The sequence below is a fragment of the Filimonas lacunae genome, assembly GCF_002355595.1.
Classification (GTDB): domain Bacteria; phylum Bacteroidota; class Bacteroidia; order Chitinophagales; family Chitinophagaceae; genus Filimonas; species Filimonas lacunae.
In genome coordinates this window covers 7333149-7349903 of record NZ_AP017422.1, presented here as the reverse complement: position 1 = coordinate 7349903, position 16755 = coordinate 7333149, and the positions used below count along the sequence as shown (strand labels likewise).

Annotated in this window: 12 protein-coding genes; 1 reads left to right on the top strand and 11 read right to left on the bottom strand. The window is 45.3% G+C overall.

Annotated features, from left to right (window positions below):
- Positions 1-59 precede the first annotated feature (59 nt).
- Positions 60-968 carry a polysaccharide deacetylase family protein gene (locus tag FLA_RS29195; protein WP_076377007.1) on the bottom strand — a complete coding sequence of 303 codons (909 nt, stop codon included), beginning with the start codon at positions 966-968 and terminating at the stop codon, positions 60-62.
- A gap of 281 nt (positions 969-1249) precedes the next feature.
- Here FLA_RS29195 and FLA_RS29190 point away from each other — a divergent pair, with 281 nt between their 5' ends.
- The gene (locus FLA_RS29190; RefSeq protein ID WP_084206074.1) at positions 1250-2770 is read left to right on the top strand and encodes a T9SS type A sorting domain-containing protein; all 1521 of its coding nucleotides are present in this window, start codon (positions 1250-1252) and stop codon (positions 2768-2770) included.
- A 120-nt stretch (positions 2771-2890) separates the two neighbouring features.
- Here FLA_RS29190 and FLA_RS31605 read toward each other — a convergent pair whose 3' ends face one another.
- The 10 genes from FLA_RS31605 to FLA_RS29145 form a co-directional block, all read right to left on the bottom strand.
- On the bottom strand, positions 2891-3040 hold the full coding sequence (locus FLA_RS31605; protein ID WP_159445069.1) for a hypothetical protein: 150 nt from the start codon (positions 3038-3040) through the stop codon (positions 2891-2893).
- A gap of 13 nt (positions 3041-3053) precedes the next feature.
- The gene (locus FLA_RS29185) at positions 3054-4466 is read right to left on the bottom strand and encodes an alpha-L-fucosidase (protein ID WP_076377004.1); all 1413 of its coding nucleotides are present in this window, start codon (positions 4464-4466) and stop codon (positions 3054-3056) included.
- Positions 4467-4530: 64 nt separating this feature from the next.
- Positions 4531-4995: an SRPBCC family protein gene (locus FLA_RS29180; protein WP_076377002.1), complete on the bottom strand. Its 465-nt coding sequence runs from the start codon at positions 4993-4995 to the stop codon at positions 4531-4533.
- Positions 4996-5054: 59 nt separating this feature from the next.
- Positions 5055-7346, bottom strand: a complete 2292-nt coding sequence (locus FLA_RS29175) for a GH92 family glycosyl hydrolase (RefSeq protein ID WP_076377000.1) — start codon at positions 7344-7346, stop codon at positions 5055-5057.
- 5 nt (positions 7347-7351) lie between these two features.
- Positions 7352-8062 carry a basic secretory protein-like protein gene (locus FLA_RS29170; protein ID WP_084206073.1) on the bottom strand — a complete coding sequence of 237 codons (711 nt, stop codon included), beginning with the start codon at positions 8060-8062 and terminating at the stop codon, positions 7352-7354.
- Between the two features lie 6 nt (positions 8063-8068).
- A complete protein-coding gene (locus tag FLA_RS29165; protein WP_076376998.1) occupies positions 8069-10354 on the bottom strand; it encodes a GH92 family glycosyl hydrolase in 2286 nt (761 codons plus the stop codon).
- Between the two features lie 32 nt (positions 10355-10386).
- Positions 10387-11334 carry a hypothetical protein gene (locus tag FLA_RS29160; RefSeq protein ID WP_076376996.1) on the bottom strand — a complete coding sequence of 316 codons (948 nt, stop codon included), beginning with the start codon at positions 11332-11334 and terminating at the stop codon, positions 10387-10389.
- 9 nt (positions 11335-11343) lie between these two features.
- The gene (locus FLA_RS29155; protein WP_076376994.1) at positions 11344-12264 is read right to left on the bottom strand and encodes a PorP/SprF family type IX secretion system membrane protein; all 921 of its coding nucleotides are present in this window, start codon (positions 12262-12264) and stop codon (positions 11344-11346) included.
- Between the two features lie 11 nt (positions 12265-12275).
- Positions 12276-14906: a T9SS type B sorting domain-containing protein gene (locus FLA_RS29150; RefSeq protein ID WP_076376992.1), complete on the bottom strand. Its 2631-nt coding sequence runs from the start codon at positions 14904-14906 to the stop codon at positions 12276-12278.
- A 24-nt stretch (positions 14907-14930) separates the two neighbouring features.
- Positions 14931-16754, bottom strand: a complete 1824-nt coding sequence (locus FLA_RS29145; RefSeq protein WP_231940357.1) for a RagB/SusD family nutrient uptake outer membrane protein — start codon at positions 16752-16754, stop codon at positions 14931-14933.
- Position 16755: the final 1 nt, after the last annotated feature.

Below are 16755 nucleotides of genomic sequence, written 5' to 3'. Positions count from 1 at the left end.
ATAAATCGTGTGTTTTTTCGGTATGAAATTACAAATTAAGTAAATGTAAGAGTTGTTAATTAATTACCCTCATATTGGGGCCTTTTCAGGCGGGGGTAATTGTCAATGGTTTCAAAAACGTAATGTGGATTCTTTTGTAACTCACTGATAAACAACCGTAAAGAATCTGCATCCTGTGGCTGGCGAAACATACGGTCGTGCGCCAGCAACACAATATGATTGCGGCTATGGCTCTCTTTCCGTTCAGCAGCCGTATTCATCATTTTCAGCATGCTGCTTACGTGCTGAACAGGACGTGCGTCTTTATGGTTAAAGTTCCATTCCAGATCCCAGCCAATCACATTGTAACCCAATGAATCCAGCAACAGGCTCACCGGCTTCACAATTTTAGAAGCACGCACCTCTCCACTGTCGCGCACCCAGGCACTGTTACCGGGCAGGCGTATAATTTTATAAGGCACCTCCAGGCTTTTTTGCGCTTTTAAAAAGTCGGACAGCGCATAATCCGGATGGTGGTAAAAATACTGGTAGTGGTTGCCGGCATGGGTATAGCTATGGTTGGCCAGCAATATTTGTGGATAGCTATAGCGGATAGTATCTACTATCTGCGCCATTTTCTTATCAATGGCATGTTGCCCTACCATAAAAAAGGTAGCTTTTACGCCCAGCTGGCGGCAAATATGATACACCCCCATGGTGCCGTGTTGCGGACCATCGTCAAATGTAAGATAGATATACACTTTGCTGGTGTCGTACACAGGTGCATTCCAGGCAAACCCGCTGTTAGCGGTTTCATCTGTAATTAATGCGGTGTCGGTCACCTTCTTTTTTTTGCTGGTAACAGAACTGTCAGTTTTCTCCTTGTCTGTTGAGGAAGAGTTATTACTACAGGCGGTTGTTAGCGTAAGGGTGTTTACTAATACGAGTAATAGCGGATGTAAAAGCCGCCTGGCAGGTTTAATGGACATGATGGGTAGCACCTTTATAACGATAAAATGGACGCAAAAGTAACACTCTTTGTCCATCACCCCCTTGATTCAAGGTTTTTTAATAAAAAATCAAAGTTCAGCCCCTTATATCACAAAACAACAGGAGCAACGGCTTTTATTCACACACCTGTGGCATTACCAGGCGAATGCTATGGGTTTTCCCCTATCATTTTAGTATATTGAAGGGTATCTCAGCTACTGCTACACTACCAAACACGGAAACCCAAACGTCAACCTATCATTCAACCTAAAAAAATTCCATGAGACAAACATTTACGCTTCTCTTTTGCCTGCTTGTATGCTCTTTAGCAGCAACTGCACAAACCATCTCACCCAGCAATAACGATGAATATTGCCCGGGCGATTACACCTTCACCGTTACCGTTCCCGGAAGTGGCCCAAATGTGCTTGCGATGGGCGGTTCAGCTGTCATGAGCATGAACATTCCCAATCCAACAACTCCTAACTCTATCACATTCACCTTCATTGGTAGATTGGCCGATGTGAATGTAACACAAACTTTCAGGGTAAGCTACACAGCAGCAAGTACCGGGTCGCTCACCTCTTTTGACTTTCCCTTTGCCAAAATAAAATCCTTGTTCGGAGCCTACGGTTCAGCATGTGCCAATATTTACCCGAATGTATCCGTTTTAAATGCGCCTATATGCCAGGAAAACGCCTTTACTATCAGTTTTGCCAACAGGCAGTTTGTAAACACAGTTACAGGCGCTTGCTTTGGAACCGTTACCTCTTACGAGTACCTGTTGCCTGTCAACTGGAAATTAAACGGTCAACCTTCTACTGGTAACTGGCTAGCATCGAACAACAGTGTAATCATCACCTCTGATAAGGTTACTGGGGGTGTAATCAAAATAAGAGCAGCTAACAGCTGTGGCAGCAGTTTGTATAAAAGTGGCGAATTGACAATCGGTATAGACAGACATCTACCCACATTAACAATGAGTGGCCCATATACTATTTGCAGCGGCAGCAACTATACCTATACCATTTCGGGCATACCAACAGGAGCCGCAGCCACCTGGACCAGTAACAGCTATTATGCGATTTCTTCCTCGGGCAGCACAGCTACCGTTAGCCCCTACTCTTATTCCAACGGAGGATCTACGGTTGCAGCTACTGTGGCTTATCCCGGGTGTACGCTTAATTTCCCTGTATCTACCAATGTTTCTTTAGGCGTACCCTATTCCACTTACAACATAGTGGCTTATCCGTATGAAGAATTTTGTTACCAGCTGGGCGGCATTTATTCCTTTACGCTAACACAAGCAACCGGCATTCCGGCAGAAAGCTACCAATGGGGTTACCGTATTCAGGGAACGGGGATAGAAGTATTAGACCCTTATTATATCAACGGTTTTACCTTAATTCCCGAGCAGATGGGAGTGTATGAAATATTCGTAAGGCCTAAAAATGATTGCGGAGTAGGTCCGTTGGAATCGGTTAGAACCATTCCTATTCCATGTAACCTGGCAACAGCAAGAGCAACGCCCGTTTCAAGCCTTTATCCAAACCCGGCAGTAAGCTCCACCACAGTAGAACTAAGTGATAAAACTGCTGCCGGCGAAATAGTTAAACTTAATTACACTACAGGGGAAATCCGACTGGAAACAATGACCGGTGAATTGATTACATCTATTCCATTCAATAAAAAACAAGCCCGGATATCCATTAATACCGCCGGCCTAAAAGCAGGGCTATATTTGGTTCGTATTAAACGCGGCCAGCATGTAGAAACCAAAAAACTGATAATAGCAAAATAACTACGTGCAATAGTGCTTGTTAGCGTGTAGCTGATATATAATAAAAAAAGGCTGTATCGGACATTGATACAGCCTTTTGTATGCGAAAGCGAGATTGTTATAAATGATAACCGGCAAAAATCAGCTGCCACGGCTGCCACCTGTTTTCACAGTTTTAACAGAGCCTGCTGCTTTACCTGGCTTGGCAATAAACTTAGAGCCCTGTACATTATTTACTTTCGCTTTTCCAGCCTTTTTACCGGCATTCTTGTTATTCACTGGTAACGACATAAGCATATTGATTTTAACGGGGGTGAAGATATGAATTATACACACCCAATTCAGCAATGGCCGGGAAATCGTGATAAGTGGTGAGCCAAATTCTTATCTTTTGCCCCTTTACCCGGGCAAACCGGTGCAGTTTTACACGGCTGACAACGTTACCTGAAAACAACGGCTTCCATTCTCCACCCTGGTAATATTCTACCCGGTAGGCCGTAACATTGGCCTTTGGCTCGGTAAGCACCAGGGCATTAAACGATTGTTCCTTTCCCAGACTCACTTCATACCAGGGTTCTTTTACTTCCCTGTTCGATTCCCAGGAAGTGGTAAAATCATCATCATTGGCAAAATCCATAATATTCATGTCCCAGCTCCAGCTGGAATTGGCAGGCTTGTGCTTAGCCAGGTTGGTAGAAATAATGGGATCGCCCGTAACCGGCAAAGAAGGTATAGGCCCTTCATTCTTCCACAAAGTACCTATCTCCTGTAAAGTAGCCAGTGCGTTGGAGTCAATCAGCCCATCCCGGTTAGGCGCCACATTCAAAATAAAATTGCAACTGGCCTTATTTAAAGGCACCAATTGGTTATTCACCAATGCCGTAGCCTGCTTTACAGGCTTTGTGGGAAAATCTGTTTTCCAGAACCAGGCATCATTCACCGGCAAACAGGCTAAGGAAGGCATCCGGTTTTCGGGGTTAGATACCCGTTGCCCTGCCCCCATCTCGTATGTTTTAATATCCGTATAAAACAAACCCTCTGCCGGATACTTGGCTCCATTTAAATCCATCACCAGGCAATTAGGTTGCAACTTCTTCACCAGCAGGTATACTTCTTCAAAAGAAATATCATCATAGCTAATACGCGACCACGGCGCATCCCACCCGTCAATGATCAGCGCTTCCACTTTACCATAGTTGGTTAACAGTTCTGTTAACTGCTGCTTTACCATTGTCCTGTGTTGCTGGGTAATGCTATTGGGCCTGAGTTTATGATGGGTATCTAAAATAGAGTAATACAGCATCACTTTTAAACCATTGGCACGAAAGGCCTGCACATATTCTTTTACCACATCCCGCTTAAAAGGACTGTTCATTACATTATAATCTGTGCTTTTGGTATCCCATATGCAAAAACCGCTGTGGTGCTTGGTAGTTAAACAGCCGTAACTCATGTTAGCGCTTTTGGCCGCCAATGCCCATTGGTTACAATCCAGCTGCTGCGGATTAAACACTGCTGCCGGTGTTTCGGGGTCGGGCCAATCCTGGTTAGCGTAAGTAGGAATGTTGAAATGAATGAACATACCAAACCGGAGATCTACAAACTGCTGCTGTAACTGGTGCAGCGTAGCGGGGCTTTCATTAGCAACAACCTGCGCCTGCCCCTGCAGGCAAAACCACACGGCTAATACAGGTAATAAAAAAGCTACACGTCTCATAAGCATAATTATGTATATAAATATATCGCACAATTATATAGCCTTCCTATATAAACGCAAAAAACTATGCTTTAAATAATTGTGCAATGCGGGTGTAGCGGTAATCGAAAATATGTTTCAGCTGTTTTTTCACATACAACGCATGCGCCAGCGAACCCAACCAGCCAAAAGGAATTTTGTAATGAACAATATCTGTCATTTCTACGCCGCCATTCACGGCTTTAAAATGGTGCTGATGGTGCCAGAGGGCATAAGGACCAAAACGTTGCTCATCTATAAAGTAAGCACCTTCCTGTACATGGGTGATCTCCGTCATCCAGTACAAACGGATAAAACCCAGTAACCGCAGCTTGTATTCAATAATCTGCCCGGCATAAAGCTTGTTGCCATGGTATTTGCTAACAATATCAAAACCCATATCGGGTGGTGTAATTTCTACAAGGTTGTGCGCACTGCTAAAGAACTGCCAGGCAGTGCTGATATCTACCGGTAACCATTGTACCGTTTTCAGTGAGTATACTTTAGACATAAATTGCCGGTAAAATTGTGATAATACACAAATGTACCGGCAATTATAATACCGCTTTATTAATGCTTATTGCTCATCACAAATACCAGCTTGCCACCTTTGACAATATCCGCATGGCGGATGGTGTATTTATTATAAGGAACACCATTCAATAACAGCTGCTTTACATATACATTGTTATCACCCTGGTTTTGCGCTTCAATGGTAAACGTGTTACCATTTTCCAGTGTAATCACCGCCTTATCAATAGCCGGACTGCCAATAGCATATTCATCGCTACCAGGCGCTACCGGATAAAAGCCAAGTGTACTGAACAGATACCAGGCGCTCATTTGCCCGCAATCATCGTTACCACCCAGTCCCGCCGGACCGGTATGATACTGATGCTTTAAAATCATACGCACCCTTTCCTGTGTCTTCCAGGGCATGCCCGTCCAGTTATACAAATACACCACGTGGTGCGAAGGCTCGTTGCCATGCACATAATTACCAATAATGCCATCACGGGTAATATCCTCAGTATGCTCAAAGTATTTATCCGGCAGCTCCATGGTAAACAGCGAATCCAGGTGCGCCGCAAAACGTTTACGACCGCCCATCATAGCGATAAGGCTATCAGGCGCTTGCGGTACATACAAACTGTAGTTCCACGCATTACCTTCTATAAAGCCCTGTCCTTCGGTATCCAGGGGATCAAACTCTTTTTTAAAGCTGCCATCACTTAAACGCGGACGCATAAAACCGGTAGAAGCATCAAATACGTTTTTATAGTAACCTGCTCTTTTAATAAAAGTGTTGTACACATCCATCCGGTTCAGCTTTTTAGCCATTTGCGCAATGGCCCAGTCGTCATAAGCATATTCCAGTGTTTTAGACACCGAAGCACCGCTTTTGTCTTCCGGCACATACCCTTTATCTATGTAATATCCCACGCCTTCAAACCAACGGTTGCTGGCAGTGGTTACACAGGCATCCAATGCTTTATTGACATCAAAAGGCGCGTTGCCTTTCACCACGGCATCGGCCAGCAGCGAAACCGAATGATAGCCCGTCATGCACCAGTTTTCATTGGCATAGTGGCTCCATACCGGTAACATGTGCAATGCTGTTTGGTTAAAATGCGCCAGCATAGATTGCATCATATCTGCATTCCTTTTGGGCTGCACCAGGTTAAAAAACGGATGCAGGGCACGATAGGTGTCCCATAAACTGAAGGTGGTGTAATTGGTAAAGCCTTCTGCTTTATGCACATTCTGATCCAGGCCTTTATAATTACCATCTACATCCATATAGGTAGTGGGGTTAATAAAGGTGTGATACAGGGATGTATAAAAGTTTTCTTTGGCTTCTGTATCCTTTGCAGTGATCATAATTTTTTCCAGTTCGTGTTGCCAGGCCTGTTGTGCCTGTTGCTTCACTTGCTCAAAATCCCAGCCGGGCAATTCTGTTCTCAGGTTTAACAACGCCCCCGCACTGCTTGCGGGTGATAAGGCAAACTTTACCAGTATCTTTTCATCCTGGCGGGTATCAAAGTCAAAATACATGCGCAGCTTTTTACCAGCCAGTTCCGGGAAGTTATCCTCCTGGTTAAACTTGCGCCAGAAGCCACGATATACCTGCTTATCAGAATAGTCTTTACTGCCATAATGCTTGAACGGTTTGGAAAAGCTCATGGCAAAATATACGGTACGCGTGCGGCCCCAGCCGTTGGTTTGACGGTAACCCGTAACCAGCGAGTCATTTACCACCTGCACATAGGTCCATACATTTTTGGCATCATAGTTATAAATGCCATGCATCAGATCCAGTATAATATGCGATTTGTCCGAAGCCGGAAAGGTATACTGATGCAAACCTACCCGTGCAGTAGCTGTAAGCTCAGCCGTAATATGATCATCGTCCAGCTTTACCTTATAGTAGCCCGCCTCTGCCACTTCGTTACTGTGCGAAAAAGCGGAACGGTAACCGCTCAACGGCTTATCGGCAGTACCAGGGTTTAACTGCAAAGCACCCACTGTAGGCATGATTAAAAAATCGCCCAGATCAGAATGCCCAGTACCACTGAAATGCGTATGACTAAACCCTACAATCGTTTTATCATCATACTGGTAACCTGCGCAATATTTATACACGTCTTTATTGTAGGCGCCATTTTGTTCATAGCTTAAAGTATCCGTATCCGGACTCAGCTGCACCATACCAAACGGCACCGTAGCCCCCGGATAAGTATGCCCCATACGCTGGGTGCCTATAATAGGTTTTACATATTGCACCAGATTATCCACGGGCCTGGTTTGCGCTGCTGCAAAAGAGCAGGGCAACAATATTATTAAGGGGAATTTACTTTTCATCTGTGTTAAATTACAGGATTCAGTGCATATTCCTGCCACAATTCGTTTACTGTTTTTCCTGTTTTAGCTTTCCAGTAGTTTTCTGTATACGTGTGGGTGCGCAAAGCATTGTCCAGCCCTTTTACAAACTTTTTATCATACTGTTTTTCAATCCATACCAAAAAGCGCGCAGTAACACGGTAGCTATTGGTATAGTGCTGCGAAGCATTGAATTCGGGTAACTTCCAGCCATCACCTGCATTGTCCACGCCCATTTTAAAACGCACATAGTCTGCAATCCCCTCTGTTACCCAACCCGGCCCTGCACCACCAGGATACGATTGCACCAGGTGCATTACTTCATGTGTTACCACATCAATATCTTTCGGATGCTTGTGCATATATTCCGGGTTATACCTTACTATGCCCGCCGCAGTAGCAGCCACACCTTTATAACCGGGGTCCATTATAAAAATCACCTTTTTAATAGTAGCGGGGTTATACAGCTTCGCCTGCTTAGGATATACCGTAAAAAAGGCATCCGTCATTCTTTGTTGTAACCCCTTGTCCATAGCAGAATCTTTGTTTATGAATATCAACGTGTATTCTCCCCTGGTAACAGAATCTTTAGAGAGTATATCCTGCTCGCTGATATAACTCCAGTCCTGGGCAAAGCTTCGCCCTGCCACCAGCATCAGTATGCCGGTGGCCAAAATCTTCCACCTGTTTTTTATCATGGTATCCTATTTATTGGAAAACGAATACGGGGCTGCATCCGCAGACACACCTCTTTGCAGCGCTGGCTTGCTACTCATTACTGCCTGCATAGTCCCGCCTTGTAAAATATCGAAATGATTAATAAAGTTTTTATTGTATACTTTTCCGTTAATGCTCAACTGCTGTATATAACGATTATCGTCACTGCCATCTTTGGCTTCAATGGTAAACTTTTTACCATTTTCCAGCGTAAGCACTGCTTTGGGAAACAGGGGCGCACCAAGCACATACTCAGGCGTAGCAGGGCACACCGGGTAAAAGCCCAATGCAGAGAATACATACCAGGCAGAAGTTTGCCCGTTATCTTCATCGCCGCAATAGCCATCAGGCGTGGCCTTGTATAAACGGTTCAACGCTTCTCTTATCCAGTATTGCGATTTCCAGGGCTGGCCCGAATAGTTGTATAAATACAACATGTGCTGTATAGGCTGGTTGCCATGTGCATACTGGCCCATGTTCACAATCTGCATTTCGCGTATTTCGTGAATAGTACCTCCATAGTAACTATCATCGAACACAGGCGGCATTTTAAACACCGAATCCAGCATATTGGTAAACGCCGCTTTACCACCCATCAGGTTTATTAAACCCTGGATATCATGAAACACCGACCAGGAATAATGCCAGCTGTTGCCTTCGGTAAAAGCATCGCCCCATTTCAAAGGATTAAAAGGCGACTGAAATTTGCCATCTTCATTCTTACCGCGCATCAGTTTAGACGAAGAGTCGAACAGGTTTTTATAATTCTGACTTCTTTCTGCATAAATACCAATTTCCCCTTCCGGCTTTTTCAGGGCCTTGCCTAGCTGGTAAATAGTAAAATCGTCATAAGCATATTCCAGTGTGCGGGCTGCGTTTTCATTAATCCCAACATTATAAGGCACATAACCCAGCTTGTTGTAATAGTCCACACCCTTACGGCCTACCGCCGACATAGGGCCTTCATTGTTGGCGCCATGTACCAATGCTTTGTATAAGGTTTCAATATCATAACCACGTATGCCCTTGATATAAGCATCTGCTACCACCGAAGCCGAATTGTTACCCACCATAATATCTGCAAATCCCGGGCTGCTCCATTCCGGTAAAAAACCGCCTTCTTTATAATCATTGATCAAACCTTCCTGCATCTCTTTATTAATGCCAGGATACATCAGGCTTAAGAAAGGGTATAAGGCACGGAAAGTGTCCCAGAAGCCGGTACCGGCAAACATATAGCCTGGTAATACCTGACCGTTATAAGGACTGTAATGCACAGGCTTACCACTGGCATCCAGTTCGTACAATTTGTTAGGGAATAACAAGGTGCGGTATAAACAGGAATAAAAAGTACGTGCCTGGTCTATAGTAGCGCCTTCAATAGCAATGCGCCCCAACTGTTTGTTCCAGGCCGCTTTGGCCTGTTGTTGTATCTTTTCAAAACTGTTAGTACCCAGTTCATTCAGGTTACGCTCTGCCTGCTCTGCACTGATAAACGAAGAAGCTACTTTCACATGCACCTGTTGCTCGTTGCCCGATGTGGCAAAGCCCACAATGGCACCTACCCGGTTTTCCTGCAATTCCAGTTTACCGGTTTCAACAGCATTGTTTTGCCAGGCGCTGGTGGTGGTAAAAGGCTTATCAAACACCATTACAAAATAGTTCCTGAAATTGGTAAGCTTGCCCCTGCTGTATTTAACTGAGTAACCTATTATTTTACGCTCGGCTGGAATAATCTTAATATAAGAGCCTTTATCAAAAGCATCTACTACTACAAAAGCACTGTCTTTAGCAGGGAAGGTAAAACGGAACATAGCCGCTCTTTCTGTAGGTGTAAATTCGGCTGTTACATGATGATCGGCCAGGTATACACTATAGTAGTAAGGCTTTACCACCTCTGCCTTGTGCGAAAACCAGCTGGCCCTGTCATCTTCCTTAAACACCGCTTTGCCAGTAACCGGCATAATAGCAAACTGCCCGTAGTCGTTCATCCACGGCGAAGGCTGGTGCGTTTGTTTAAACCCGCGGATCTTTTCTGCTCCGTAAGTATACTGCCAGCCATCTCCCATTTTACCGGTTTGTGGTGTCCAGAAGTTCATTCCCCACGGAACAGCAATGGCGGGGTAGGTGTTGCCATTAGAAAGACTGCCCTTGGAATCGGTACCCATCAATGGGTTTATCCATTCTACCGGGTCAGTGACAGACGCAACACGCTGCGCTTTAACAGTTCCTGTAAGTGCCAGTAAGGATAAAACGGCCCAACAATGCTTCATGCTTGTATGTTATATTTTATAAATTGTCTCGCTTAATAAGTAATGCCCGGAAAATCGGCCTGCGCATTTTCAAACTGTTGCTGATATGTAGCCGTCCATCCAAAAGCAGTAGTTGCCTGTGCCTTTAAATTCACACCGGCTGCACCACTCCAGAAATGAAAAAACTCGCCCCAGTTCATATCCCTCATATATTCGGTGCCACCATCAATTGTTTTCTTAGGAAAATGCTTACTCAATAACACAAAATAATTATTCAGCACTTTAGCGCCACCATACTTTGTGTAAATAGGATAAAACCAGTTTTTAAACCATTGTGTATTGGCAACCGGAAAATCATCTTTTCCATTTATCACCAGGTTATACCAACGGGTAGCATCGTTTTCCATCCCTAATCCTTTATACACATCGTATATATAAATCTCCATCCACTTACTATCGCCCCATAAACCAAAAGCAGGCGAATTATGCACTCCTTTAGACGCCCCTTCTACAATATGCCCTACTTCATGTGTGGTAAGATCAAGATCGTTACCCGTGCCTGCCGTCCATGCTGTTGCCGAACTACTGCCGCAATCAATTACATTTCTGTTATCGTGGCTGGCGTCGAAATAGGTGGAAGGGTGCCCGCCACTGTATTTACCTGCATGAAAAATAGCATATAGCCGTGTTTCGTTGCCAAATTTACCATATACTCTTTTAGTATAATTCCAAACATTCGCTAAATAATTAGGCGGCCAGGTAATGGCACGGTTTACATCGGCATCGAAATAAACAGCAATGCTGGTATCGTAATACACCCTGGTTAACAACTGTTTATGCTCTAACCAATGTTCCTGCCAGGTAGCTGGCGGTGGCACAGCAGTATCTGCCCCGCCACCTGCCGGCGACACATAACCCGACGTTTTGTTTTTACTACAGGCCGCAGCCATGTTACTTACTACTAACCCAATCAGCAGTGTTTTTATCCAGGCCTTGTTCATATGTTATATTTAGTGCTTAGCCAGGTGGCCCGGCTTAAGCGTAAAACCAATTTCAAAATTGCCACCGGAATACCCTTTTAAAGCATTTACACGGGTATTGTATACCGCATTGATCGTTATCACATCTTTGATAATACCGGCACCCGCACCCGCCATAAAGCTCTTGCTGCTCTGGTACATGCCAAACACATACATACGTTCCTCCAAAAAGCTACACTGCGCCCCGGCATCTACCAGGTTATCATACCCTTTCACCTGCCTGAACATGGCCATAGGTTGCAGCCAGATACCTTCACCATCTTCACTTATTTTTACCTTATACGAAGCCGCTGCAAAAAACACGGGCTTATTTACCCAGCTACTGGTGCTGCTTTTAAAATTGGTTACCAACCCCGGAGCAGCCGCCTGTATAGTCAATCCTCCATCCGTATAAGCGGCCCCAAAGTCAGCATCGAATTGCACACCCCTGCTGTTAAAACTCGTTAAAGTAGCATCATCCTGTTCTCCGTTCACTGCACCATAATCAATTCGCTCATTACGCACACCGGCCGATAAACCCAAATGCAGCTTGCGGCTTTCTGAAAAAGAAATATGATAGGCATAGGTAGCCATTACATTCGTGTTCTTTAATACGCCTGCCTTTTCGTTATACGCATTTACGCCCACGCCTACACTATTGGTAAGTCCATAATCAGCTGTTACATATTGAGAAGTAGGACCCTGGTCAATGTTAGCCTGCTCTCTGCGGTAAGCCGCATTCACCGTTAACTGGCGTGTAAAGCCGGCAAAGGCAGGATTCAACACATAACGGTTTTGAAAATAACCGGTGCCGGATGGCAACAGTTGTGCGCGGGCAGTGCCCGCTGCTGCCACACAGGCAGCAGCCAGCAACATGCTCATCAGTTTTCTGTATGAATATATCGGGTTCATTGTAGCAGATTTTAGTTACGATCGCGAATAATGGTTAACACTCCTTTTACCGGTTCAATGCCATTGCCCAGCTCAATCACATATACATAAGTGCCTTGGGCCAGCGGCGCACCGTTTACAGTACCGTTCCAGGTGTTGGTATAGTTTACCGCATGAAATACACTGCGTCCCGCGCGGTCAAACACGGTTACCTTGTTATTAGGGAAAGAGCTGATATTCCAGATAACCCAGGTATCATTCTTACCATCGCCATTAGGAGTAAGCACGTTCACCGGTTTCAGGTTATAATCTGTATCCAGCTTCACTACCACCGATGCCGAATCAATACAGCCCTGCGCATCCGTTCCCTTTGCTTTATACAAGGTGTTTACCGTAGGCTTCACCGTTAACACATCGGCATTCTGCGCCCCCACAATACCATGCGCACTATCCCACACATAAGTAGCAGCACCAGAAGCCGTAAGTTGTACCGTTTCGTAGCGATTGATGAGAGTGCCCGGATTGGCAGTGATGGTCACATGAATAGGACTTACAATGACCGTAAAGCTTTGCGAGTAAGTATCTACACCCTCATTTAACGTACCGCCGTTATCCGTGGCGGTAACAGTTACCACGGCAGTATCGGCCACCCCATTTACCTGGTAGGTAATAGTAGCTTCTCCGTTAACCACATTACTGATAGATAAAGCAGCAAACACATTGCTATTATCGCTTACTACCCCTAAAGAAACCGTTTGCCCGGCTTCCTCTCCGGCAGTAATACCTTTGATAGTGATAGTTTGTACAGAAGTGTTACAGGTTTCAATATCACTGATAGCGTCCAGCGTAGGAGCCGTGTTGCTTCCGGAAGTGATCACATCTACCACGTCGGTATAGTTAGAAGTACCTTTGGCGTTAAAGGCCCTTACACGATACCAGTATTGAGTAGCCATGGTAAGAGTGGTATCTTCATAGCTTACCACGTTGGCATCTACCGTTGCTATCAGTGTAAAGGAGGTGCCGTTAGTGGAGCGTTCAATAGTATATCCTGTTTCAATATCCGATTTATCTTCCCAGGTAAGCAGTACGGAAGTATCGGAAGTAACTGCTGCTGTTAAAGCCTGGGGTGTTAACGGCAGTTCAGGATCCCATACCGTAATAGTATCCACCACATTGGTAAAGATAGAAACCGCATCACCCGCTTTTGCCCGCAGGCGATAGTAATAACGGGTACCACCCAACAACCCGGCATCGGTATAATTGTTCGCAGATGCAGCAGTAGTAGTAATGGTTTCGAAATTTTCATCCGTATCTTTTGAACGCTGCAACTCATAACCTGTAACCGTAGCGCTGCTACTGGTGGTCCAGGTTACCTTAACTGACGACACCAGCACGTTACTTACAGTAAGCCCGGCAGCGGGCAAAGGAGCATCGGGGTCAAGCCCGTACAGCTCCCATTCCGCTATCTGACTGGGAACATTAGAAGTAGAGTTACCAGCAGTAACATGCCATTTGTAATATTGATAAGCAGTAGCGCTGCTGCTGAGATAAAAGTTACGCGTTACGCCCCTGCCCGAAAACGTTTGCCCGGTTTGCTTATCCAACTGTACCCAGGTACTGCCGTCATTAGAACCTTCCAGCGTCCAGTCTTTCGGATCTCGCTCTTCTGCGTCATTGCCCGAAGTGATGGTATAATATATCAGCAGTTTCGATTTCACTGCTTTATACATCATCCAGTAATCGGCCGGAACCGATAACTGAGCCTGTGGTATCAGGTATTTGGTGCCGGTATTGTTATCAATTAAATGGGGCGAGTTTTCGTTAACATTCGTGTTCTCTTTATCCACCGTTAACACACCGCCATCATCTGTCATATCCAGCAGCTCGCCACCAGAATTATATGTAGTAACAGAAGCCACAGTGGAATAAGCAGTACTACCGTATTTGTTCACCGCCCGTACACGATACTGGTAAGTAGTGTTAATAGCAGCTTTCGTATCCATATAAGTAGTTGTGGCCCCTGTGGCAATAGTGGTATAATTAGTACCATCCGCACTGCGTTGCAATTCGAAGGAACTGTTGTTGACTGAGTTATTTGTCCAGCTGAGTGAAACAGTGGTACCAGACAAAGCCAATGCTTTTAAGGCCGATGGCACGCCCGAAGCTGCCGAAGCCCCCAGCAAACGCCACTCAGAAAGCTGAAACAGCGTGCTGCCATTATTAGCCGAAATATTCATCCGGTAATACAGGTAAGCCGCAGGAGCGCTGGCAATATCAAATACACGCGTTTGCTTGCGGTCTGGAAAAGCTTCGTTGGTACGTGTATCTACCACCGTCCAGGTGCTGCCGTTATTAGAGCCTTCCAGCTTCCATGTTTTAGGATCGCGGGTAGGGCCATCGTTACCCGATGTAAGCGTATACTGCCCCACCGTTTGTGCAGCACTAAACTGCAACTGCATTAATAAAGGTGATGTATAGGTACAAAGGAATTTGGTAGTGATATCATTGTCCACCACTTTTTTAGAGCCTTCGCTACCATCCGCACCGGAAGCATTATCAGCCGATGCAGTTAATACACCGCCCGTTGTTAAATCCTGTGCATGCACACTGCCCATTATCAACGCCAATGCAGCCAGGAGGTATAGGGATTTACTTTTTCTCATAATTGTCGGTTTTTAAGCAATGGGTTACCATCCGGTGTTTTGAACAAGTTGCTTGTCTTTATCAATTTCAGATTGCGGTATGGGCAGCAGGTAATGCTTCTTCGCAAACACACGGGTTTCTACTACCACTTTGTTGTAAAAGTTGGTGCCATCTGCATTAATATTTAAACCGTATTTAGGGCCCGCATCTGTTTGTTCGGCTATTTTCCAGCGACGCGTATCAAAGAAGCGTACGTTTTCAAATGCCAGCTCCACTCTTCTTTCTTTCCGTATAGCTTCCCGCATCGCCTCCTGTGTAGCAGGTATATCCAGCGCATCGGTGCCCTCCCCATATAAAGGAATGCCTGCACGCTTCCTTATCAGGTTCAGATATTTCACCACGTTTTCATTACCAGGCGTGGCTTCATTTAAAGCTTCTACATAATCCAGGTAAATATTGGCCAGTCGGAACAATACCAGCGAACGGCTTTCATCGCTCCACTTACCCAACGATAAATTTTTACGCACCATATACCCGGTAGCGCTATGGTCAGAACCGGATACTTTAATACCGGAGTTGCCGGAATATTGCGTACTGGTGATCACATCACCATAATCTGTATTCAGCCAACGGCTGCCATCGTAGGTAACGCCCACATAAAAACGTGGTTCGCGGTTAGCCCACTGGTTGTAGGTGTTGCGCGACGCATTATCGAATGGCGCTTTAAAAGAAGAAAAGCCTGTAGCTACATAACCAGAAGCCCCATCCGTAATAGAACGTCCATTAGCAGTAAAATAGGCATCCACCATTTCCTGCGTAACCGCCAGCGCACCGCCGCCTTTTACATCACCATTAAAACCATTGTGATAAGGCGTTTTATCGTATTGCCAGAAGCTGATATTACCCACCGGCCGTGCCAGTATCCACTCTTTGTTCCAATCGGTAAGCATTACATCCCTGCACGACAAATAAGCGCTGAACTTACCATCTGCGTCATTTTTTTCATATAAATCATACACAGAAGGAACAAACTCATCAATAAAGGCCTTGGCAGCATCTGCCGCTTTCTTCCATTTATCGGCCGTATAAGTTTGATTGATTAGTTGTGTACCATCCGCATTTTTTAAAGCTGCATAATCCGTATTGCCATTATACAACGGGCTGGCGGCCAGTAGCAAAGCCTGCTCTTTAAACGCCATAGCAATGCCCTGAGTAATTCTGCCAAAGTTGCGATCACTGGGCACCACCAGCAGGTTAGGTTTAGCTGCATCCAGCTCGCTAACAATGTAATTGATACAATCATCAAAACTGTTACGTGGCAGCTGAACATCATCAAAAGAAGCATCAGGCGAAATAGGATTGTCGCCCGTAAGCACTACCGGGCCAAACATGCGTACCAGGTAATAGTAATACATAGCACGTAAAGCCCTGGCTTCGGCTTTGTATTGCTTAATCAATGCCGAGCCCAGTATAGTGGCTTTATCTACATTGGCCATAAAATAACCGGCATTGCGAATGCCTTTGTAATAACGGCTCCACAAAGTGCTGTACCAGCCATCTGTAGTGCTGATAGTGCCTAATATAACGGAGTTGGCCGTGTTATTATCCCACGAATACTTGGCTTCATCAGCAGCACCGGTCCACGGCCCTGCAGTAGTGTTATAACCCGCCACAAAGCGCTGTGTAGCTTCGTCCGGAACGGCACTGTACACATCGGCCAGGAACGATTCGGTAGTAGATTGCCTGGTAAAAATATCATCCGTAGTTAAACGGTCGTCCGGCACCTGGTCCAGGAACTTTTTCTGGCAGGAAGGCGCTGCCACCAATAAAGCAGCGAGTATATATATGGAGTATTTTTTGCGCATCATA

Coding starts and splice junctions, on each gene's coding strand:
- FLA_RS29170 (WP_084206073.1), bottom strand. CDS start 8,062: ATGATAAAAAACAGGTGGAAGATTTTGGCCACCGGCATACTGATGCTG.
- FLA_RS29180 (WP_076377002.1), bottom strand. CDS start 4,995: ATGTCTAAAGTATACTCACTGAAAACGGTACAATGGTTACCGGTAGAT.
- FLA_RS29165 (WP_076376998.1), bottom strand. CDS start 10,354: ATGAAGCATTGTTGGGCCGTTTTATCCTTACTGGCACTTACAGGAACT.
- FLA_RS29160 (WP_076376996.1), bottom strand. CDS start 11,334: ATGAACAAGGCCTGGATAAAAACACTGCTGATTGGGTTAGTAGTAAGT.
- FLA_RS29190 (WP_084206074.1), top strand. CDS start 1,250: ATGAGACAAACATTTACGCTTCTCTTTTGCCTGCTTGTATGCTCTTTA.
- FLA_RS29150 (WP_076376992.1), bottom strand. CDS start 14,906: ATGAGAAAAAGTAAATCCCTATACCTCCTGGCTGCATTGGCGTTGATA.
- FLA_RS29185 (WP_076377004.1), bottom strand. CDS start 4,466: ATGAGACGTGTAGCTTTTTTATTACCTGTATTAGCCGTGTGGTTTTGC.
- FLA_RS29145 (WP_231940357.1), bottom strand. CDS start 16,754: ATGATGCGCAAAAAATACTCCATATATATACTCGCTGCTTTATTGGTG.
- FLA_RS29155 (WP_076376994.1), bottom strand. CDS start 12,264: ATGAACCCGATATATTCATACAGAAAACTGATGAGCATGTTGCTGGCT.
- FLA_RS31605 (WP_159445069.1), bottom strand. CDS start 3,040: ATGTCGTTACCAGTGAATAACAAGAATGCCGGTAAAAAGGCTGGAAAA.
- FLA_RS29195 (WP_076377007.1), bottom strand. CDS start 968: ATGTCCATTAAACCTGCCAGGCGGCTTTTACATCCGCTATTACTCGTA.
- FLA_RS29175 (WP_076377000.1), bottom strand. CDS start 7,346: ATGAAAAGTAAATTCCCCTTAATAATATTGTTGCCCTGCTCTTTTGCA.